20 protein-coding genes and 1 pseudogene are annotated in these 19378 nt (G+C 49.2%); 11 read left to right on the top strand and 10 right to left on the bottom strand.

Annotated elements, in window-relative coordinates:
* Window positions 1–16 precede the first annotated feature (16 nt).
* From EC843_RS24490 to EC843_RS03310, 6 genes are all read left to right on the top strand, one after another.
* On the top strand, window positions 17–175 hold the full coding sequence (locus tag EC843_RS24490) for a hypothetical protein (protein WP_166642028.1): 159 nt from the start codon (window positions 17–19) through the stop codon (window positions 173–175).
* On the top strand, window positions 109–1749 hold the full coding sequence (locus tag EC843_RS03325) for a packaged DNA stabilization protein (protein ID WP_347813634.1): 1641 nt from the start codon (window positions 109–111) through the stop codon (window positions 1747–1749). The genes EC843_RS24490 and EC843_RS03325 overlap by 67 nt, the downstream gene beginning before the upstream one ends.
* Window positions 1749–1988 (top strand): hypothetical protein, encoded by a 240-nt coding sequence (locus EC843_RS03320; RefSeq protein ID WP_133521603.1) that lies wholly within the window; start codon window positions 1749–1751, stop codon window positions 1986–1988. The genes EC843_RS03325 and EC843_RS03320 overlap by 1 nt, the downstream gene beginning before the upstream one ends.
* 10 nt (window positions 1989–1998) lie before the next feature.
* Window positions 1999–2592, top strand: a complete 594-nt coding sequence (locus EC843_RS24485) for a hypothetical protein (RefSeq protein WP_166642027.1) — start codon at window positions 1999–2001, stop codon at window positions 2590–2592.
* Window position 2593: 1 nt separating this feature from the next.
* Entirely contained in the window at window positions 2594–3976 is a 1383-nt protein-coding gene (locus tag EC843_RS03315) for a phage DNA ejection protein (protein ID WP_166642026.1), read from the top strand.
* A gap of 215 nt (window positions 3977–4191) precedes the next feature.
* On the top strand, window positions 4192–6501 hold the full coding sequence (locus EC843_RS03310; protein ID WP_243739135.1) for a hypothetical protein: 2310 nt from the start codon (window positions 4192–4194) through the stop codon (window positions 6499–6501).
* Between the two features lie 596 nt (window positions 6502–7097).
* On the opposite strand, the gene EC843_RS03305 is transcribed toward EC843_RS03310, so the two are convergent.
* Window positions 7098–7355, bottom strand: a complete 258-nt coding sequence (locus tag EC843_RS03305) for a hypothetical protein (RefSeq protein ID WP_133521600.1) — start codon at window positions 7353–7355, stop codon at window positions 7098–7100.
* A gap of 3 nt (window positions 7356–7358) precedes the next feature.
* Entirely contained in the window at window positions 7359–7520 is a 162-nt protein-coding gene (locus EC843_RS03300; protein ID WP_133521599.1) for a YHYH domain-containing protein, read from the bottom strand.
* 237 nt (window positions 7521–7757) lie between these two features.
* Here EC843_RS03300 and EC843_RS03295 point away from each other — a divergent pair, with 237 nt between their 5' ends.
* From EC843_RS03295 to EC843_RS03275, 5 genes are read left to right on the top strand one after another with little or no spacing between them, the layout of a single operon-like run.
* Window positions 7758–9161 (top strand): phage tailspike protein, encoded by a 1404-nt coding sequence (locus tag EC843_RS03295; RefSeq protein WP_133521598.1) that lies wholly within the window; start codon window positions 7758–7760, stop codon window positions 9159–9161.
* A 2-nt stretch (window positions 9162–9163) separates the two neighbouring features.
* Complete coding sequence (locus EC843_RS03290; RefSeq protein ID WP_166642025.1) at window positions 9164–10312, top strand: prophage tail fiber N-terminal domain-containing protein; 1149 nt, start codon at window positions 9164–9166, stop codon at window positions 10310–10312.
* A 7-nt stretch (window positions 10313–10319) separates the two neighbouring features.
* A complete protein-coding gene (locus EC843_RS03285; RefSeq protein ID WP_133521596.1) occupies window positions 10320–10760 on the top strand; it encodes a tail fiber assembly protein in 441 nt (146 codons plus the stop codon).
* Window positions 10760–11065, top strand: a complete 306-nt coding sequence (locus EC843_RS03280) for a hypothetical protein (RefSeq protein WP_133521595.1) — start codon at window positions 10760–10762, stop codon at window positions 11063–11065. Before EC843_RS03285 ends, EC843_RS03280 begins: the two co-directional genes overlap by 1 nt.
* 17 nt (window positions 11066–11082) lie before the next feature.
* Window positions 11083–12507: a hypothetical protein gene (locus tag EC843_RS03275; RefSeq protein ID WP_133521594.1), complete on the top strand. Its 1425-nt coding sequence runs from the start codon at window positions 11083–11085 to the stop codon at window positions 12505–12507.
* Window positions 12508–12639: 132 nt separating this feature from the next.
* Here EC843_RS03275 and EC843_RS03270 read toward each other — a convergent pair whose 3' ends face one another.
* From EC843_RS03270 to yebS, 8 genes and pseudogenes are all read right to left on the bottom strand, one after another.
* Window positions 12640–12987, bottom strand: coding sequence for a hypothetical protein (locus EC843_RS03270; protein ID WP_133521593.1), 348 nt, complete (start codon window positions 12985–12987; stop codon window positions 12640–12642).
* Window positions 12972–13307, bottom strand: coding sequence for a DUF1493 family protein (locus EC843_RS03265; RefSeq protein WP_133521592.1), 336 nt, complete (start codon window positions 13305–13307; stop codon window positions 12972–12974). The genes EC843_RS03270 and EC843_RS03265 overlap by 16 nt, the downstream gene beginning before the upstream one ends.
* Window positions 13301–13552: pseudogene (locus EC843_RS24995) on the bottom strand (STM2901 family protein); the annotation flags it as partial. The gene EC843_RS03265 and the pseudogene EC843_RS24995, both read right to left, overlap by 7 nt.
* 139 nt (window positions 13553–13691) lie before the next feature.
* On the bottom strand, window positions 13692–14339 hold the full coding sequence (locus EC843_RS03260) for an oligogalacturonate-specific porin KdgM family protein (RefSeq protein ID WP_133521591.1): 648 nt from the start codon (window positions 14337–14339) through the stop codon (window positions 13692–13694).
* Window positions 14340–14681: 342 nt separating this feature from the next.
* Window positions 14682–14915 (bottom strand): hypothetical protein, encoded by a 234-nt coding sequence (locus EC843_RS24480; protein ID WP_166642024.1) that lies wholly within the window; start codon window positions 14913–14915, stop codon window positions 14682–14684.
* 4 nt (window positions 14916–14919) lie between these two features.
* Window positions 14920–15159, bottom strand: coding sequence for a DinI-like family protein (locus tag EC843_RS03255; RefSeq protein WP_133521590.1), 240 nt, complete (start codon window positions 15157–15159; stop codon window positions 14920–14922).
* Between the two features lie 258 nt (window positions 15160–15417).
* A complete protein-coding gene (locus EC843_RS03250) occupies window positions 15418–18051 on the bottom strand; it encodes a PqiB family protein (protein WP_064546060.1) in 2634 nt (877 codons plus the stop codon).
* Window positions 18020–19264: a membrane integrity lipid transport subunit YebS gene (yebS, locus tag EC843_RS03245; RefSeq protein ID WP_064546062.1), complete on the bottom strand. Its 1245-nt coding sequence runs from the start codon at window positions 19262–19264 to the stop codon at window positions 18020–18022. The genes EC843_RS03250 and yebS overlap by 32 nt, the downstream gene beginning before the upstream one ends.
* Between the last annotated feature and the right edge of the window lie 114 nt (window positions 19265–19378).

Here is a 19378-nt window from a genome sequence, read left to right as displayed (position 1 = left end):
CCAGCTCGGGCGGGGAATGGGCAAGAACCCCCTGAATGCGCAGTATGTTGAGCTGTTACCGGTCAATGTGCTGATGATCCCCCGAAAATTATTAACACCGCCAGTGTCCTGCGGGCTTTCCCTGGCACGGAGAATATTGCCGATGTTGACGGAGTATCGCGGGGCGCATTGCTGAATCCTGCTGATGCCGCTGTGATGCGTGTCTGTGGAAAGCAACTCTACCGCAATCATGAGCCAATGGCGGAAATCGAGGGTGATGACCGCGTATCGATGGCGGGCAGTATCAAGTCAGTGGCGGTTTCCAGCCTCGGGAAGATGCACGTTTTTAAAGGTGATGGCTCACACAGCGTGCTTGAGAACTGGCCTGAATCTGAATACTTCCCTGGCGAGCAAATTCCCCTGGGCAAGGGCAGTGCTGCATTTGGTTATGACGGCACACTCGACATCACGGAGTCTATGGCGCTTAAAGGGAAAATCATTCTGACGCTGACACCGGCCACAACCACTGGTGCTGTGGGTGAACCCCTTGAGCTGGATTTGGCCCTGGAGCCTTTCAGCCAGGAGCCTGCACCACCGGGAACCCCGTATATTACGGATGCAATGGTTAACGGTTTCTATATCTCAGGCACAACCGTTACGGTGAGCTATACGTTTAATGCGAACGGTGCAGACGGCGAGGATGATACCCAATACCTGTGGATGCAGATTGTCAGCCCTACGACGGTTAAAAACGCGCAATTCGATTTAGGCTATGTGTCGGATATCGTTCACGCCGGTGCGCGTTACGCCTGGGTTAAAAAAGGCACCAATACGTTCGGCGTGACGGATATCAGCGCCGAAGCGAACGAAGCAAAGCCCGACCGTTATCGCCCGTTCACAACGGCTGAGTCATTTCCCGATCCGGCTGTAGGCATTGGTGAGCTGAACGACGACATTGTCCTGTTTGGTACGGTTTCCACTGAGTTCTTCACGCTATCCGGCGAGTCTGACCCGTCTCAACCTATCTACCGTAGCCAGCCCGGCGCAATGATTGCGGTCGGCATCGCAGGCCCACACAGCAAGGCACTGGCGGGGAAAGAGTTTGCGGTGATAAGCCATCCCGCCGGTGGCCGCGTGTCGGTTTACCTGTTGGGCAGCGGTCGTGCGACAGATATCGCGTCACCGGCCGTCATTGATGCCCTGGCAAAAGCGACCCCTGATGAGCTGGCCGCCGGTGTGGTTGAATATCTGGAAACCGGCATTCACCGCTTAATCATTGTGCGATTCGGCCATCATGTTTTCTGTCATGACAAAACCAGCAAAGCCTGGTTTCAGCTTTGCAGTGACAACGTCAACACCCCGCACAAAGCCATTGATTTTATTGCCCGTGGCGGCGTGATCACAGCAGGGAATACCCATCACGGTACGGTGAGCCAGCTCAGTGAGCAATCAACCGATCAGGATGGTAAGCCGCAGCCCCACCAGTTTTACACCTCAACACTGTCTTTGCTGAACTCAAAACTGTTTGACCTTGAATTGTCGGTGGCCACGGGGCTGGCAAAACATCCTCAGCACATCTTTGCGGCTGCCTCCACGGATGGCGTGGTGTTCCCGGTCGAAACGCAGATGCATTTTGATGCGCCACATCATCACAACATCAAGCCGAAACTGGCGCGGGTTGGCTTTGTGCGTGATGAGATTGTGTTTCGTTTTCGCATTGTGTCCGCTGCGCCATTCTCGGTGTCTGCCTGCCATGTGAGGGTTGTTTGATGTCTGATCCATTGTCACTCAATACTGTAAAAATCCATCTCTCTGAGCTTCCCCCGACATTTTCAGAAAAGCTGAAATCGTTCTTCAGTCGCCAGCCTGCATTCAATGACGAGGTAAAAAAACGCCTCAGCAGCGCCAGTCAGGCAATACAGCTACTCACACAGGAGCAGGCCGCACTGAAGAAGCGGATAAACAGCCTTGAAAATGAAATCAACACCATGAAGCAGCAGAATAAATAAGAGGTTTGCTATGGGAATTCTCAGCAGTGCCGGAGCCAAAAAAGGCGCGGAAACTGAAGCAGCAGCACTTAAAAGCCTGGCTCCTGCCTATGGGACGCTGACCGAAAAGCAATATGGCGCCATTTCGCCGTATATGAAGGCTGGACAGGGGGCGCTGACAGCTCAGATGCAGATGATAGCCAACCCGATCAACAGCCAGGTAGCGCTCTCGGAATATTACGCCAGCCCGGAATACGCTATACAGCAAGACCAGGCAGCCTATTCCGCGATGGCGGGTGCCGAAGCCGCTGGCACGATGGGTAATACCGCCACCTCAAACGTGCTGGCATCATCGGCCACACAGCTGGGGCAGACTTACCTTAAGAGCCTGAATACCGCCAGAGGCCAGCAAATAGACACCCTGGGTGATATCAGCCAGCAAGGCCTGAGTGCAACGAAAACCATGGGCGGCTGGGCATCGAATAATCTTTCTGATGCGACTGACCTTATGGCTGGCGCTGCACAACTTGAGGGGCAAGCCGCCGCCGCACCGTACTATGGCATGCAGCGTAGTCTGTTCCAGATGCCGTATTACTTCGGTATGGGTAAAGGGAAGGGGAAATAATATGGCCATTGGAAGCAGATATAATCCGACGAATTACATCGGCATGGCAAGCCAGGCTGATCAGTCTGGTCTGAACTCGGCAAAAGGTGCTGCTGACTTATTTCAGCGCGGCTTCGACATGTCTGTGAAAATGGATGAGCGCGACCGTCTGACAAGCGCCCGGCAGGAATTTGATGCTGCCTGGATGTCAAATGACCCTAATGCTGTGCAGCGTGTGATTGCAAAGTTTCCTGAGTACGCGGCGAAAATTCAGCAATCACTGGGTGTACGTGATGATCAGCATCGCCAGCAGGTTGGCAGTATGGCTATCCAGCTCAGCGGCCTGCTTGAAAGTGGCAATGTGGCCGGTGCGCAGGAATACGTTAAACAGAATTCACATTTGTTTGATAAATCCGGCCCGTTTAGCGCTGAGGGAGTGGTAAACGAACTGGGGGCGGCGGCCGCTGATCCAAAACGGCTGGATGCCTGGAAAAGCTGGGCGCAAAAGCTTTCCCTGAGCACGCTTGCACCAAAAGAAATCATGGACTACGGCATAAGTCAGCAGCAACTTGCACAGCAACTTTCGTTGGGGCAGCAGCAAATTGCGCTGGGATACTCTAACCAGGCTAGTCGTAATGCGAACACGGCAAATCTCAATAACTACAGAAGAGACATGCTTGATTTCCAGAAAATGAAATTTGATCAAGCTGGCGGACTCGATGTGATGGCCGATATCAACGGCAATCCACTCTCTTCATATAAATATAACACTCAGATGCTGCAAACTGGCGTAAACCCACGCACCGGGAAAACCGCTACTGGCGCACAGCTTAAGGCCGCCAAAGACTGGAAGGCTGGAGACGCTGCATTTACCACTGCGCAAATGGGATTGCACCGCGGGCTCAAGCAAATACAGGAGATTATCCCCATGCTCTCTGAAGGTGTGGGTCCATATACGGGCCGCTTGCCTGAAATGCTTCTGGGTGATAAAGGCGTTCGCGTCCGCAACCTGGTTGCATCGATGCAGTCAGGGCAATTTCTGGCGAACGTTAAAAACCTTCAGGGAATGGGGGCGTTATCCAACGCTGAGGGTGAGCGAGTTTTAAACTTAATCGCCAAGCTTGATGTTACTCAGGGGGATAAGGTTGTTCTTCAGTCCCTCAAAGATATCGAGACTCAATACAGCAAGCTCATTGCGGCGAACGCGCAAGAGGCTGCGGCTATGGGGTACTCCCTGGAGCAGCTTGATGCATATCTGCAAGATGAAGCCGCCAGAGATGCTGAGGCTAGAGCGAAAGCTGAGACTGAAGCCAAGGCTGAAGAAAAAGCTAAATCTGAGGTCGAGGCCAGAAAAAAGGCTGCATTATCGAGAATAGGTGATGACGAATTGCTTGGAGGATTGTAATGATTACTAAGGAAGATCGTTATGCAGAGGCCTATCGTCGCGGAATTTTACCAGAGGACAAAAAAGCACGGTATGAAGAAGCTGTGCGCCGCGGGTTGATGAGTAATCCGGATTTAAAAGCCAAATTATCTGGCATTGATTTACCGGATATTCCAGCTCCTCAAGAGCCTGGCTGGATCGATAAGGCTTTGGACGTGGTGACCGGCTCAAGTCGAATGACTAAGGAAATGGAAACATTACAGGCAGTAGGTAATGCACCAGAACTCAACACGCTCACAGCGTTAGCTGCGAAAATGACCTGGATGCAGTTATTTGGAAGCGATGAGTCACAGAGAAAAATTCTCGCAGAAATGGGCGGGAAGCTGCGCAAAGACGGGATGGGCAATGATATCGTTGATTTACCATCTGGTTCATATGCATTAAACAAGCCAGGGTTATCACCTCAGGATGTTGCGAGTGTTATTGCTGAACTTCTAGCCTTCGCTCCGGTGGCAAGAATTGCAGGCGCTGGAATTATGGGGGTTGCCAAGATTGCCGCATTGACAGGCGTAACTGAATTGGGGTTGGAATCAGCTACGCAAGCGATGGGTGGCGAGGATATTAGCGCCAGTGATGTGGCGCTCTTCACTGTGCTGGGGGCATTGCCACCCGGTGTTATTAATAGTGCAAAATGGCTTGTCTCCTCAATCAGGGGGAAAGCAGGCACCTCCGCTAAAGATGCTGCCACTGCTTTAAAGAAAGCGGTTGATGCGGAAACGTCAAGGATATTATCCAGCCTCTCGCCAGAAGCCAGCGCAGCCGAACAGGCTGCTGCATTGCGTGAGATTGGCGATCTTAATGTTGCCCTGAGTGAAATAAACGCCCGGCTGTCACCAGAGGCATTAAGAGAAATTTTATCTCCAGCGGCACAACAGACCAGTATGATTGCAGCAACAAAAGAGGGGTTACGAGGTGATTTTAGTAAATTAGCTCAGGAAGCTATGCCTATTGAGGCGAGAATTAAAGCAGCAGAGGCGTTAGGCTTGAATCCTGATTTAATACCTGCAAGTTTCTTTTCTGGTAATACGCAATTCATTGAATTTTATCAAGCCCTTAAACAGATGCCTGCAAGCATTCTGTCACCGGTCGAGGGGGAAGCCGTCGAGCAGATAGCCAGGCGGGCAGATAAATTAATTGCGGATGCAGGTGGGGTGGAAGACCTGTCTGCGCTGGATTTTAGTGTAAAAAGCAGCATCAATAAGGCGATCACCGATCTAACGACTGAATCCGATTCTTTATACAAAAGGATAGCCTCAAGCGTACCAGCTAACATGCAGGTTGAGGCGAAGGGGGTATTGCAACTGGTTACCGATGAGATAGCCAGGCTTGGAGGGCGAGCTGATTTACTTGATCCGGTTGAAAAAGATGTGCTCCGTTATTTGTCACCACAAATAATTGATGGGAAGAAGGTTAATCCTACTTATCACGCCCTTGATAAACTCAGAAAGGATGTGGAAAAAACAAAAAGAGGCATTAACGACCCGTACGCAAATACTGATCGCGGTAAACTAAAACTCATCGGCTCAGCCCTGCGAGGGGATCAAATGACATCCCTGGATAACACCAATGGCCTTGATTCTGTATTTGACTTAGCTCAGCAGTTGGTAGCGAAGAGAAAGCAGCTCGAATACCAGTCCAAAGAACTCTTTGGTAGGGATATCGGCAAATCCCTTATACCGTCATTAAAAGGGGCGGTAACCGCTGCGACTAAGGGTGATGCAACAAAAATAAAAGAAATCATGGACAATATCCCCAGCGAAATGCGCGGCGAAGTGGCATCCAGTGCTTTGCACTTTCTTTTCACTGGCGGAGGGAGAAAGGCGGGGCAAGCTGTATCACTCAATGGATTTGTTAATTCCTATGAAGGGCTGATGAGAAACAAGTTAGCCAGAAATGAATTATTCAAATACCTGACCCCAGAAACAAGAAACTACCTTGATAAGTATTACCAGGTAGCTAAAGGGGCGGCAAATGCCATCAATTCGGTACCTAAGACAGGTATAGTGAGTACGCTATCAAGCCAGTTTAAAGAGGCTGACACTCTGGCTGAAAGAATACTTGTTGGTGACGTTCCTGCACCCGTTAAATTTGCAGCTAAGGTTCTTGAGTACACACCAATGGTGGCAATTCCTGCACGGATAGCAAAAGGGACTGGCAAGGCAGCGCTTGAACAAATCACTGGTGGCGCAATGGATACAAGAATGAAGCGAGGCATTGAGATGATGGCGGGGCCAGAGTTTCAGCAGCACGCCAAAGATTATGCAAACAGAAGGATTGTGAGTCAGGCGCTTATTAGAAAATCCGAAACAGCACTCGCTCTATCGGATAAATACACCAAATGGCTCAGCACCCTGGAGCCAATGGAGCAAGCCTTGATCAAACGCTCAGGCCCAATCCGAACGTTTGCATTCTGGGCTATCACACCTGAAAGAAGCGACTCAGACGAAGAGCCGCGCATTACCATCACCAAAGGCTATAACAAATAGCCCCGCACTTGCGGGGCCAGCAACTCAACCCGCAATAGCCAGTAAGTCACTCAGCCTCAGGTTCCTGAGCTCTTCGCGGGTGAAGAACACCATACCCTGGCATCTTAACCAGTCCATCATGGATTCGTGGGTGATCACCACTTCTCCTGGTTGCAGGGTACGGCAGAAGATAGCTTTGTAGTCCTGGTGGTAAATTAACTCGATGCGGTTGGCGTCAATCGTGACAGTGCGAATCTGATGGTTTTTTCGAAGCTGAATGCGACTGATTGAGGATCTGCAATAAGAGTAGTCATGATGACTTCGTTAATTTTTTCGAAGTACCACTATTAAAGTGGTGCCAGGAGGTTCGAAACGGCTTAGCGAAACCGCGGACTTATTTCCCTTTCGGGTATTGTATTAGTTGTATTAGTTGTATTAGTTGTATTAGTTGTATTAGTCGCCCTCCCGACTTAATCGGGTAGTGTTCGCTCGATGCGCCCACTGAATTTTAGGCATAAGAAATCCAACACTATCGGGGTTGGTTCTGGCCGCGTTAAGAGGTTTCGACGCCTCACGGGCAGGGCTATACGACAGTGTTGGATTTAGTGTCAACTACGCTACCTTGCTGCTCCGTCGCAGAACCATTTTACACCAGGCTCCAATGATTGAATTGCGCGTTGCAATAACTCGCAATCTTGAGCGTAGTCAAATTTAGCCCTGTGGGTCACCGTCCCTGAACTTCGGTATAAGTAAAGATGTTGCCCTTGCTCTTCATTGGTTGGTGTGAAGTCTGAATAATGCCACGTATCTTTTGCTTTGGCGTCACAGCCTATAATTAGAACGCTAATTGCTGAGGTAATGATTAATTTTTTCATGAGTTACTTCTTATTATGACAGTGATATTCACCAGTGCTTTTCTTTGTGTGGCAACCTTCGGAATTAGTGCCTCCCGAGTGAGCTAAGGCCGAGTTAGTAAAGGTAATGCCGGAAAGTATTAGCAATAAAGACCAGCCGATAAATTTTTTAAGAATTGATTTCATGTTTGATTCCTTTTAACTGTGTTTTTATTAAATTTTTTAAATTCGCACATATGCGCAAATAAAAAAGTGAATGGGATGAAGGCAAGTACGCCCCATAGGGTACCTGGTTTTAATTGTTCAAATGTTTTGTACTGGCAGTATGTGAGTGAGGTGTAGTAAATAATAATTATATTCGCATACAGTAAATCGTAATTCATCGCAAACACTCGGTTATTTTATTTTAAATAAAGAGGCCCTATGTCCAGCCTAATCACAAATCCAGCTTCGCAATTTATCAATCCTTATTTCGGTAGCATAGCTGAAAATGCAACAATATATGTCGGGCTTTCCAATACTGATGCCATGAATCCCGACAATCGCCAGGATGTTTATCTGATGCAACTGGCGAATGAAGCAGGAGGATTTACCAAGGTGCCGCTTCCCCAACCACTCAAAACCAATAGTGCTGGCGTCATTGTTTACGAGGGCATGCCGGTTACCCCCTGGGTGGATGGTGCGTATTCCATAACGATTATTGGCTACGATGGTTCAACCTTTTACACATCGTTCTATGTCGATGATCCGACTTACTGGCTACGGCTTGACCTGGCTACGGAACCCGCCCGAACACCAGACGGTCTGCACTATGACCCTGCTGATATTCACGGTGTACACATGGTGGCGGGTGCTGCACCCATTCTGAGCCCTGAGTTTGAGGGTGAGCCGCGAGCCGTTACACCACCTCCTAAAGACAGTTCAACACGGCTGGCCACCACTGAGTTTGTAAGTAATGAGGTGGGTAAGGTTGAGTCTACGGGCGTAGTGGGAACATCGGCATGGTGGAACAGCAGCACGCCGCCGCTGAATGCAGTTGTTGAAGATGGCTCTCAATTATTAAAAGACTCCTATCCCGACCTTTACGCCATCATTGGCGATCAGGTTGCCCTCGCTAACGGCCTGGTACCGGATTCAGCTTCATTCTTTGTGCCCGATATGCGTGGCCGTTATGTGCGTGGCGTGGATAACGGTGCGGGCCGCTCGCAGTACGCCAGCCTGTTTGTGTATTACCAGGATATGTTCAGGACGCACTCGCATAATGCCTTTGCCGGGAACTGGGCCGCAGACGGTAACAATAGCGGCGGAAATGAGGGGTTGTACGGCACGGGAAACGACATTCCTTTACCAACAGATGCAGCTGGTGGTGCTGAGACTATGCCGATGACGGTCCCAAAGCTTCCGATCATCTGGGCAGTTAAGGCCAGCCAGGCAGTCTCCACCTGGTGGGCTGAGCCCCAATACGCTTTTTCACGCCCCTACGTGCATCTCGTTAATCCGGAAACCGGCGAACATGTAACGTCTGTTCTTGCCCGCCCGTCACCGCGTGAGCCGGGTGTGTGGCTGACGCCTGCACACGCTACACAGGCAACACCGCCAGAGCCAGTGCAGGGAACGGTCACCGTATTCCGCAATGGCAGCTGGATGCAGGATGCAAACTTGTACCTGCAGCGCAAACAGCAGCAGGAGCAGCGCGTAGTGATTGCAAAACAGCAGCGTGAAAAGACCAATCAGCAACTGATGGAGCAGGGAAAGAAGCGCGCCCTCATGAACAAATGGTTCAAAGAGAATGGTGCACCGTATCAACTCGAAGACCTGGGGCTTTAACTATGCGGATCCGAACCACACAGCCGCGGCCGCTGGACTTGCCGCCGGTTAATCTGCCGATGATCAGGATTTACGGCCAGCTACTTGGCCCGATGATGCAGCCGGTAGCTAACACCAAAATCAGCCTGCGCACGATTACCACAACAACCTCAATAATCCACGGTGGCCATAACGAAACCATAACCGATTCACAGGGCAATTATGACTTTCAGGTGACGCCCGGGAAGTACGCTGTCTTTATTAATTGGTTACAAAAAGCCGAGCGTATCAAGAATATTCTCATATATGCCGACAGTGCGCCGGGCTCCCTGCAAAGCTTTATGCTGTCGCCAACGCCCGATCAGCTAACGCCGGTCATGCTACTGGAAACCAAAGCGGCGTATGAAGAAGCCACCGCCGCCATGTTGCGTGCACGGCAGTGGGCTGAAAACCCCGTTGATGTGCCAGTACTGGATTTCAAGCAAGGGGCAGGCCCTGAGTTCTCCGCCTATCACTGGGCGCATAAAGCAAAGGAGATGCTCGATACCGATACCAACATCAACTGGATGGGGCCATGGTATGCCGATGTGGCCTACCTGTTCCGTGATGCGGTGCAGTATCTCGGCTCGGCGTTTTATTGCCAGGCTGACAATGCCGGACAGATACCCGATGTCGGGCTGGAAACCGCGTACTGGTCGTTAATGGCGAAGAAAGGGGATAAGGGAGATAAAGGCGATACGGGAACAGGTACACCCGGACCTGAAGGGCCACCAGGGCCGCAAGGCACGCCGGGCAATCCTGGCGCAGAAGGCCCACCGGGGCCAGCAGGCCCGCCTCCGGACATGACCAACTATTACACCAAACAGGAAGTTGATTCGATAGTTGCGGGTATAGGTGGCGGCATTCCTGAGCCTGGCGCTCTGGGCAGTACTGGCATGTTCGCGCTGAGAGCAACGGACCCTTATAACGATATATACGTTGGGACTATTGTTGTCGGAAGTCGGCTTTCCTATTGTGGCCTCATGGACAATGACGGCAATTTACTCTTCACCGATCCTGCATCACTCACCCCAATAGACCCGCCTGCGGGCTCATGGAAATCGCTGTTCTCTTTCTCTTACGACGGAGCTGGTACCGCGAATGTGGCTGGTATTTTTATTCGGGTAGCCTGAGGACATTATGGATATTTCAAAATTCAGCAATATAAGAGCCCTCGTTTATTCCAGCGCTGATAACACCACGATAAATATTGTGGCTGATATTGATGGTGTAGGGGCGGCTATTTCATTCACAGCCTCAGCAAATGACCATGAAAAATATGGACAGGATATTTATGCCAATGCCGCTGCCGGTGAATATGGTGTGGTTGCTGCTTATATTCCGCCGCCACCGTTAACCCAGTCGGAAATCGTTTCACAAAATACAGCCACGCAGAAACGCCTGCTCAGTGATGCGGCAATATCTGCTTTCCCTCTCCAGTCAGCTTTAGTTTATGGCGGTGCAACCGCAGAACAAGTCCACACGCTGGAAGAGCTTCAGATGTACTCAGTCGCACTGATGGCCGTCAATCTTTCCGTCATGCCAGCTGCATGGCCAACGCCACCACAAGGGATCATTTAATGGGAACGTCAATTACATACCGGGTGAACGCCGGCGACACGTTTGAAGTGGAGGTGAATGCCGCCATGGATATTTGCCAGATAACGGCGTTTGGCACAGCCGGTGCGGTGATGCTTGAGGCGCAGGTGGATTTAAACGCACCGTTTGAGCCGGTGCTGGCGCAGTCTGGCGACACCACGGCTATCTCCCTGGGGCTTGCCGCAGTATCGACAATCAAACTCACTGATTACAGTCTGAAGACGCTGCGTTTTACGCCGGATGCGGCGGCGAGCGATTACACCATCATTCTGAAACAGTGGTCTTAATTCGTAGCAGGTGACGTATGCAAAATAAATTAAATGACAATCAGCACAGCAAAGATTCAAAAGACGTTAAAGATAGCAGAGAAGCTCAGTCTAACGGTGGAATAGCGGCCCGGCGTGGGATTATTATTTCTTCAGATGCAGGGGGCAGTGGCGCATCAGAATTAATTACGGCCTCTACCGATTCGGTGGACATTTCCGGTTCAGGAACTACCGCCGATCCCTTGATGGCCGAGCTTCATCTCGATGTTAATACCGCGAATATTCTGACTGTTTCGGAAGAGGGGGTACTGGCATTATCAAGACACTCATCCGGCATCACGGGAGGTCAGGCTGGCGGGCAGGGTGTGACGCTCACTTTCACTCCGACATGGGACCTAAAGTATCAGGAAGAAGTATTTTCCAGAAGCTGGAGTGAAGGCAGTGATAACAATATCGCGTTGCTTGATTTGTCGAATATCACGTCCAGTATTTACTTCGCTTCTACCTACCGGCTGCGGGTTATATTGACGGGCAGCAGTGCCGTAAATAACGTGTTTAAAATTCAGGGTGATTCAGGCATGCAGATAACGATGCCTGATGGCGAGCGGGTGCCTGCTGCGGATGTTGTGATACCGTTCCCGCCAGATAATGAACAGCACATTTATGATGTATTCCCGTTTACCGGGCCTTCAATTGCGCGAGTTATTGGCAACCCGGAAGCGGGTAGTGACGGAATGGATCATGACTGGACACCCATTACCATTGCGCTGAACGGCTGGGAAATTCATTCCGCCTTGTGTGCGAGAAAAAACGGAATAGTGACAGTGGCATGTGATGGCGTCAAAAAGGCTGTGGTCGATGACACGCCCATTTTTGAACTACCAGCCTGGGCGGTTCCTGGAACGTACTGGTTACAGGCTGGCGTGGTTTCTGACAACAATGTCGCCGCACATGTCGCGATCTACAATGATGGAACAGTTCACTTTTTCCATCCTCAGGCGGGAATGAATGGTCAGTATATTCGTTTCACCGCCACATATATTGGAACCGCATCCGTTGGGTCGCCGCCAACTTCAGGTGGAGGAATAGAAGAAGCACCAATGGATGGTACACCATACGTGCGGCAGGATGGTGAATGGGTCCCTGCTGGCGATGGACTGGATAACCGTTTAACTACCTTCACGCTGTTAAACGGTTGGTACATCTACAGCATGGCTGTGACCCGAAAAAATGGCGTTGTTACTCTCATTTGTGACGGGGTGAACAACAGCACGCCAAACACCCTGCCCATTTTAATACTGCCGGACTGGGCGCGACCCAAGACCAAGATTAGTTTTGGATTTTCGCCGCATGTGATGGAGGTGGAGGTTACCGGGGAAATACTTTTCGACAAGATTGATCCGCTTACATTCCCAGGCCCCTATAAATTCACCATTACTTACGTTGATGTGTGGCTTGAATAAATAAAGACACCCGGAATACTGATGACCTTTTCACAGAAAAAGGACAAAACTTCATTAATTTTCCCACATCGTTCCAAACCCGGCGGATGCCGGGTTTTATGTGCTGGTTCTGTTGTATTTATAATTTAGGGATTAATGAGGTTCCCCCCAAGTTTTGCTCAGGCTTGCTGTCACTCCCCAAACAACAGCCGAGCCAATGAAAATGACATAACCCATAAAATTATCCCATTCTTCGCTGTTAATATCAGGTTTAACTTTTAATACTGCTTCTAACAGCGTTCCCTCTGGTATCAGGACGTATCCAAAAAAACAATAATTAAGTAACTCCCGAAAAAAACCAACCAAAATAGTGCGAGCTGATATGGTTTCATTAATATTACCTATACCGTTCCAAACGTGCACAATGAAGCTGTGACCATCAAAGTTGGCGTGTTGAGTAGTGCTACTCTGAGTATCAATCAAGCTTACCCATAGAGCCATTTCCCCGTTCTGGCTGACTCTGCTAACATTTTGAGGGTTAAAGGTTCTGGTTCGTCGTCATCCGTACAGCAAGGACACAGTATAAAAATCATAGCTGATTCCTCTGGCCAATATTTCAAGAATTCAAATCCTTCAGGATTGACGCGAAAGGTCTTGAAATAGTCATCCATGATTTCTACGCCAGTTTCCCGTGCCCAGACGTAACTACCTGTTGTAAGGCTCGTATCAATAGTGACAGGCCAACTTCGTTTTTTGAACAAACCTCTTGGCTCATTGTAGTTCGAGTTGTACCAGGAAATAATTTCATCATCTGTCACCATATTTTATCGTCACCTCTGGCGATGATGTTGTACTTATTTGTAGCCTTGTAAGCTATCGTAGAGACATCAGCAGCGAGAATGACAACCCCTAATACCGGAATCCATCTTCCAACAAACGCTCCAAGATTTCTCACATAAGAGAATTTCAAACGCCGAACACTTCCAGTTGTAAACGTAGGCCAGTTCTTTACCTTGATTTTAAGTATCTGGCGCAGGTGCTGACTCAGTGGGGATGTCCCGGCCGTTGTTCACATCTGGCAGGTGCTGAGCGCTAAGACAGAATTGCTGTGTGCAATGACAGCATGTTTACAGCAACACCTGGCTGATAGCCATCAGTCTGGCGACGGAATGCGAATGATGGTGCATACTAATTGTGCATTAGTACTAGAAAATATATTTAAAACCAAGGTGGTAATTAATTTCCATCGCGTCTTTTTCATGGTTTTCATTGTTGCGAGGGATGTACCCAATTCTAGTGTAAGGCTTCCAGTGTCTATCTAAATCGTAGCTGAATGTTGTGGTATATAACCAATAATAATGAGTTCCTTCATATTTTTCATGATTTTCATAATTGGTGTATCGGTATTCTAAATTACTGGCGATGGATAGTCTTTTATCAGCGTAGATGAATTTCCAGTTTAGTCTATCGTATTTTCGGTATTTGATTCGAGGGTTGTCATCCACTTTAACACCTGGATGCCATTGAAGCGAAGTCATCCAAGTGTCATTTATTTTATAAACAGCTCCGGTAGGTTTTATGTCAATAACTGATTTTTTACCTATGCTGAACCCACTTCTATTTACTCTGTATTGTATAGGACTGCTTGCTGGGTGTTCTTTTGTTTCTTTTGAAAGGCATCTCACTGAATTTGAGATGTTGTCACATCGGTTTTCGATCTCTATTTTTAATGAATTGGTATCGTAGTTATTAAATTTAAATGTTTGTGGGTGGTGGATGGCATCAGCATCAGCATCAGCAACAGCAAGAGGGAGTGGCAGCGCAATTAAAATTGCACAGGCTTTCAAAAACACTTCATCCCACCTTATTCTAGTAAAAATAGATGATTATATATAACATGCAATTTATATTGCGTTTTCAATTAATTTGTCTTTTAATAAATGAAATTATAATTTATTTGTTATGATATTTCGGATGTTAATTATTTGATAATGCGGTGTGTGTTGCTTTAACAGACGGCGGTTGCACAATTTGGTATGCGTCTGAATGATTTCAACCATACACAGAGATTCTTCATGTATAGAACGATGAACATCCATTTCTTCCAGTATTTAAGATAATCTGATATTAGTCCATATACGTTGCGCGGATAACCTGGTTATTTCAACAGGACTATGATTGTAGACTATCAATCATTATTGCCAATTACGCTTCCCTTGTCTTACTGCAGCCATGATGGCTTTACCCGAACTTTCGTACTCCGGCAGCGACAGAACGCGCCATTTCCCATCCCAGAAACCAAGTACACAACAGCGATCGCCAGTAGTATCCTTTATCGCAAAGGTTCGCATGTCAGCCGATGGAACTGGAAGCTTCTCACCAGGGCGAGGAAAGTAAATTCTCACCCCGGCAATGATCATGTTGTCCATAGCATCATTCGCTAACGAGCCAGAACTCGGCTTCTTCAAACATTTCCTCCACCAAACGGTTTAGCTTTTCTTTCTCGGTCTTCGTGCAATCGCTGTTAACGGCATTGGCTTGCATCGGCTTAACGCGAACATCAGCAGCAGGGAAAATCCCATGCACACGCTTTGTCAGTTCGGCAAGTATGAGGTCTTTGGCACCCGGTAAACCTTCCACGTTGCGTTTGTCATAAACGAGTTCTACGTACATTGCTTATACCTTCTCATTATTGAACTGTATGAATATACAGTAATGATTCTTTTGATATTGGGCAAGTAGTAGGAGTGAAAATTTTTTATGGGCGAGCTTTTCATGGGAAAAGCCAAGGTATGACTCTGACCGAACATAGATATTATGACTTTTTTGGGTTATTTTATTGCAAATTCCAGCACCCCAATAGCACCCCTTTAATTATTAACTTGTTGATATGTAACAATTTCGCCCCGGTGAGACACCGGGGCGCGGGCATTAACGTGGTAGTGCAGTTCCCCACTGACGCCATTCTTTCGGCTCAGTTTCCTCAAGCAGGAAGTGTTTACCGGTGACCGCTTTCGGCGCGAGCGGTGTTCCCGGTGGCGTTGCGAACGCGATACCGCCACGAATGAACTGGTTGAAGGTGCCGGTTTTCACCACGCCACCTGTCAGGCCAAAATCGAGGCTGTAGCCCGAGGCAAGCCAGAACACTGAGCTATCACGCACCAAATGCTGGAAACGTTTACTGATGCGCAGGCCGACCATCACGCGGTCTGATAGATTGCCGAGGGTTAAACCGGTTACCGTACCGACTTCAACACCACGGAACAGAACGGGTGTACCAATGCTCAATGCCCCCGATTCAGGGACTTCCAGCACGATACTCAGGCCATCAGAGTAACGAGAGTCGGTAATCGAGGTTTCCTGCAACTCGAAGTCACGTCGTGGTGCGCCTCGCCCTGGTTCAACGTTAATATACGGCTGGAGAATAGTGTCGAGATTATCAACACCCGAGGCTGAGATTTTCGGTGTCACAACCGAGAAGCGTGTGCCACCGCGAGCAAAAGTATCCACAAATTCAGGATAGAGCACCGCTTTCGCTTCGACTTCGCTGCGTGACGCTGTCAGATTCAGTGACTCGAGCTGCCCAATGTCAATTCCCAGATAGCGAATCGGCATTCCCGCAGACAGTTTCCCGGCATCGAAGGTATGCAAGGTAATCTGGCTACCGACGGCGCGCGCGGCAGTTTCAGACGCGTACAGTATGCGTTTGTCACCCTTTTTCAGACCGGCGCTGGCACCGCTCAGGTTGTCAAAGCTGATTGCACCTTTTAGAGCGCGAGAGAGCGGGGAGGCTTGCACCGTCAGGCCGTTGCCGTTGAGTTGCACGCGTGCGCCACCTTCAGCCCAAAACACACTGTTGTCTGTCAGCAGGTTGCGGTATTCCGGCTTGATATTCACATCGATATCAAAGCTATTGGCGCGTGGACGGACACTGATAATCTCACCTACCTGGAATTTACGGTACAGCACCACTGAGCCGGTCTGGATATCCGGCAGGCTGGCGGCAGTTAGCGTTAATGTCGTTGTCGGCAAGTCGCTCAAGCTATTTTCGACCGCTTTTTCAAGGTTGGCATACAGCGGATAACTCTTTTTCATCTCGCCTTTGTTGCCAGGAATAACCCTGACCCCACCATTGATCCATTCACTGGCGCTGGCACCCAAAAATTCAACACCATCGATACCAACTTTGACATCAATACGGCTGTTGACGACGAACTTGCTGTCGCCCTGAATCAGTTGGCGGTATTCAGGATCAATGGCGACAGAGAAGCTGACACCCTTAGCGGATAGTGTGCGTTCAAGAATTTGCCCAACTTGCACGCCATGGAGAATGATAGGTTGCCCAGCATCAATACCGTAGCTTTCAGGTGCAGTCAGGTTTAGCGTCAGAACGTTCGGCTGTTGTAGCGGTGTTTTATCGCTTGGGAATACGACAAAGTGATTCTGTGGGTCACCTTCCCCTGGCACTAACTCAAAGGTGCTACCGGTTAGCAGGCTGCTGAGGTTTGGATTGCTGAGCGAGATTTTAGGGTTACGTAGCTCAATACGTGTACCACTGCGCATTAGGTTGACCACACTTGGGTCAACGGTCATCTGGCCTGTGACGGTGCTACCAGGATTCAGGTTCAGCTTGGTTAGCGTACCGACTTCAAGGCCTTGATACATCAGCGGGGTTGAGCCTGCTTTCAGGCCTTCGCCACTTGGCAGGGCAAGATCAATGATCACTCCCCGCTGGCTATGTGCCAGATCCTCATACAGCCCAAATTCATCTTCAGCCTTCGCTTCAGCGGAGTTTTCCGGTGAATCAAAGGCAATTGCGCCATTCACTAACGCTGCGAGGCTTTCTAACTGAACTTGTGCTCCGGAAAGGCTGAAGTTGGCTTTTACCCCTGATACGTTCCAGAAACGACTGCCTTTTTTCACCAGTTTGGTAAAGCGGCGGTCGATCAGTACGTCAATGGTGACGCCCTGCGTATTGTTGTTAATGGTGTAGTCGTAAACCCGGCCAACAGGAATTTTACGGTAGTAAACCAATGAGCCGCTGTTGAGCGAACCTAGATCAGGGGCGTGAAGATGAATCATCAACTCGCCATTATTCAATCGATATTTGGGCTGAGTATCCAGAGCGGTGAAGTGCTCCTGGGGTTTGCCTTTGCCAGGCATCATACCGATATAGTTCCCGCCGACCAGTGCATCCAGGCCGGAAACGCCGGCCAGTGAAGCTTTCGGCGTCACCAGCCAAAACTGAGTATCCGCACGCAGCGCATTTTTCATATCGCTTTTCACGCTGACTTTGACTTCGATTTTGCGCAGGTCTTTGCTCAGGCTGATGCTTTGCACGGTTCCCACTTCTACGCCTTGATAACGTACAGGTGTTCGCCCGGCGACAATACCGTCGGCTGAAAGGAAATCAATGGTCGCAGTGGTACCACGTTCTTCCCATGTCGACCAAATGAGCCAACTGGCAATCATCAATGCGATAATCGGCAGCAACCAGAAGGGCGAAATTCGGCGTTTTGTTTTAATTCGCGCTTCAGTCGGTGAAGCGGGCATTTCCTGACTCATGTGCGTCCCAAAGTAGTCGGCTATCCAGCCATTCGACTGCAAGAATAGTTAAAATAACCGCCGCGCCAAAGTAAAACGCAGCCGGCCCCATAGTGAATGCCAATAACTGATCTCGATTAACCAGTGACATCGTAAGCGAAATAACAAAGAGATCGAGGATAGACCAGCGGCCAATCCAGGTAATAAAGCGTAGTAATAAAATGCGCGTTCTCAACCCTCGTTCGCATTTGAAATGAATACTTAACAACAATGAAATCAGCACGATAACCTTGACAAAAGGCACCAAAATACTGGCAATGAAAACCACTGCCGCCACGGCAACATTACTGTTGCCGAGGGAAATAATACCAGAGAGGATAGTATCTTCCTGACGCGAGCCATTGACGTACAGAATTGAAATCGGCAGCAAGTTGGCAGGAAGTAAAAAGATTAACGAGCCGATTAACGCGGCCCAGGATTTCTGCAGGCTGTGGCGGCGGCGTTCTCTTAATGGCACATGGCAACGCGGACAGCGGCCACGTTTATCCGGCACACCAGTAAAATGGCACCCGAGGCATACACGCAGTTGCGCATTCCAGGCGCGCGGCGGGCGTTGCGGGTAGAAGCGTGACCACAGTTGTTCTACGTTTAAGTGAATCAGGGTTAATAAGCTCAATATGGCCAGCGCGATAAACGCCACTAAACCTATGCCGGGCTGGATGTAGGCGAACTCTCTGACTTTTATGCAGGCCACGCCAATGCCGACCAGATAAATATCAAGCATGACCCACTCTTTGAGCTTATCGAGCATCAGTAAGACCGGGCGTAAATTCATCCCAAGAATATTACCAAAGTAGAGATAGATGATACCCGCGACCAGTGTGGCGGGGGCACCAACGGCACAAAACATCACTATCGCGGCCGTAAGCGGATCGCCCTGTTTGGTCATCTGCCAGATGCCCTGAAATAGATTGGCATCGATGGCCGTACCTAATAAATAGATGCGGACCAGTGGCTCTGAAAAGGCAACTGTCATCAGTAGCAGCATGGCGGTTGCCATAGCGGCCAGACGTGTGAGTGACCAATCACGACCATGGAAGACTTTAGCGTCACAACGTGGGCAATACGCGCTCTGCGACGATTTAACCAGCGGTAACGAGAAAAGTGTATCGCATTCGGGGCAACGCTGATAACGTGCCTGCGGTACAGCATTGCTAATGGCGTGTATTTTCATGTGTTGTCATATGCAAGGAATACCGTTGGCGCATTGGGTATCTCTTTAGAAAATCAAATATTCGTTAAGCGTATATTAATTCATGGAATGATACACCTTGTGGCATAAGGCATT

It is taken from the genome of Buttiauxella sp. JUb87, from assembly GCF_004361975.1.
Lineage (GTDB): Bacteria > Pseudomonadota > Gammaproteobacteria > Enterobacterales > Enterobacteriaceae > Buttiauxella > Buttiauxella ferragutiae.
The sequence above is the reverse complement of the archived record's forward strand: the minus strand, read 5'-3'. Positions and strand labels throughout refer to the sequence as shown.

What these genes read in the sequence shown, in the direction of transcription:
- EC843_RS24480 (WP_166642024.1), bottom strand. Translation starts at nt 14,915, where the DNA reads ATGGACAACATGATCATTGCCGGGGTGAGAATTTACTTTCCTCGCCCT.
- EC843_RS03265 (WP_133521592.1), bottom strand. Translation starts at nt 13,307, where the DNA reads ATGGTGACAGATGATGAAATTATTTCCTGGTACAACTCGAACTACAAT.
- EC843_RS24485 (WP_166642027.1), top strand. Translation starts at nt 1,999, where the DNA reads ATGGGAATTCTCAGCAGTGCCGGAGCCAAAAAAGGCGCGGAAACTGAA.
- EC843_RS03295 (WP_133521598.1), top strand. Translation starts at nt 7,758, where the DNA reads ATGTCCAGCCTAATCACAAATCCAGCTTCGCAATTTATCAATCCTTAT.
- EC843_RS03320 (WP_133521603.1), top strand. Translation starts at nt 1,749, where the DNA reads ATGTCTGATCCATTGTCACTCAATACTGTAAAAATCCATCTCTCTGAG.
- EC843_RS03255 (WP_133521590.1), bottom strand. Translation starts at nt 15,159, where the DNA reads ATGTACGTAGAACTCGTTTATGACAAACGCAACGTGGAAGGTTTACCG.
- EC843_RS03250 (WP_064546060.1), bottom strand. Translation starts at nt 18,051, where the DNA reads ATGAGTCAGGAAATGCCCGCTTCACCGACTGAAGCGCGAATTAAAACA.
- EC843_RS03275 (WP_133521594.1), top strand. Translation starts at nt 11,083, where the DNA reads ATGCAAAATAAATTAAATGACAATCAGCACAGCAAAGATTCAAAAGAC.
- EC843_RS03280 (WP_133521595.1), top strand. Translation starts at nt 10,760, where the DNA reads ATGGGAACGTCAATTACATACCGGGTGAACGCCGGCGACACGTTTGAA.
- EC843_RS03270 (WP_133521593.1), bottom strand. Translation starts at nt 12,987, where the DNA reads ATGGCTCTATGGGTAAGCTTGATTGATACTCAGAGTAGCACTACTCAA.
- EC843_RS03305 (WP_133521600.1), bottom strand. Translation starts at nt 7,355, where the DNA reads ATGAAAAAATTAATCATTACCTCAGCAATTAGCGTTCTAATTATAGGC.
- EC843_RS03285 (WP_133521596.1), top strand. Translation starts at nt 10,320, where the DNA reads ATGGATATTTCAAAATTCAGCAATATAAGAGCCCTCGTTTATTCCAGC.
- EC843_RS03290 (WP_166642025.1), top strand. Translation starts at nt 9,164, where the DNA reads ATGCGGATCCGAACCACACAGCCGCGGCCGCTGGACTTGCCGCCGGTT.
- EC843_RS03310 (WP_243739135.1), top strand. Translation starts at nt 4,192, where the DNA reads ATGACTAAGGAAATGGAAACATTACAGGCAGTAGGTAATGCACCAGAA.
- EC843_RS24490 (WP_166642028.1), top strand. Translation starts at nt 17, where the DNA reads ATGGGCAAGAACCCCCTGAATGCGCAGTATGTTGAGCTGTTACCGGTC.
- EC843_RS03300 (WP_133521599.1), bottom strand. Translation starts at nt 7,520, where the DNA reads ATGAAATCAATTCTTAAAAAATTTATCGGCTGGTCTTTATTGCTAATA.
- EC843_RS03315 (WP_166642026.1), top strand. Translation starts at nt 2,594, where the DNA reads ATGGCCATTGGAAGCAGATATAATCCGACGAATTACATCGGCATGGCA.
- yebS (WP_064546062.1), bottom strand. Translation starts at nt 19,264, where the DNA reads ATGAAAATACACGCCATTAGCAATGCTGTACCGCAGGCACGTTATCAG.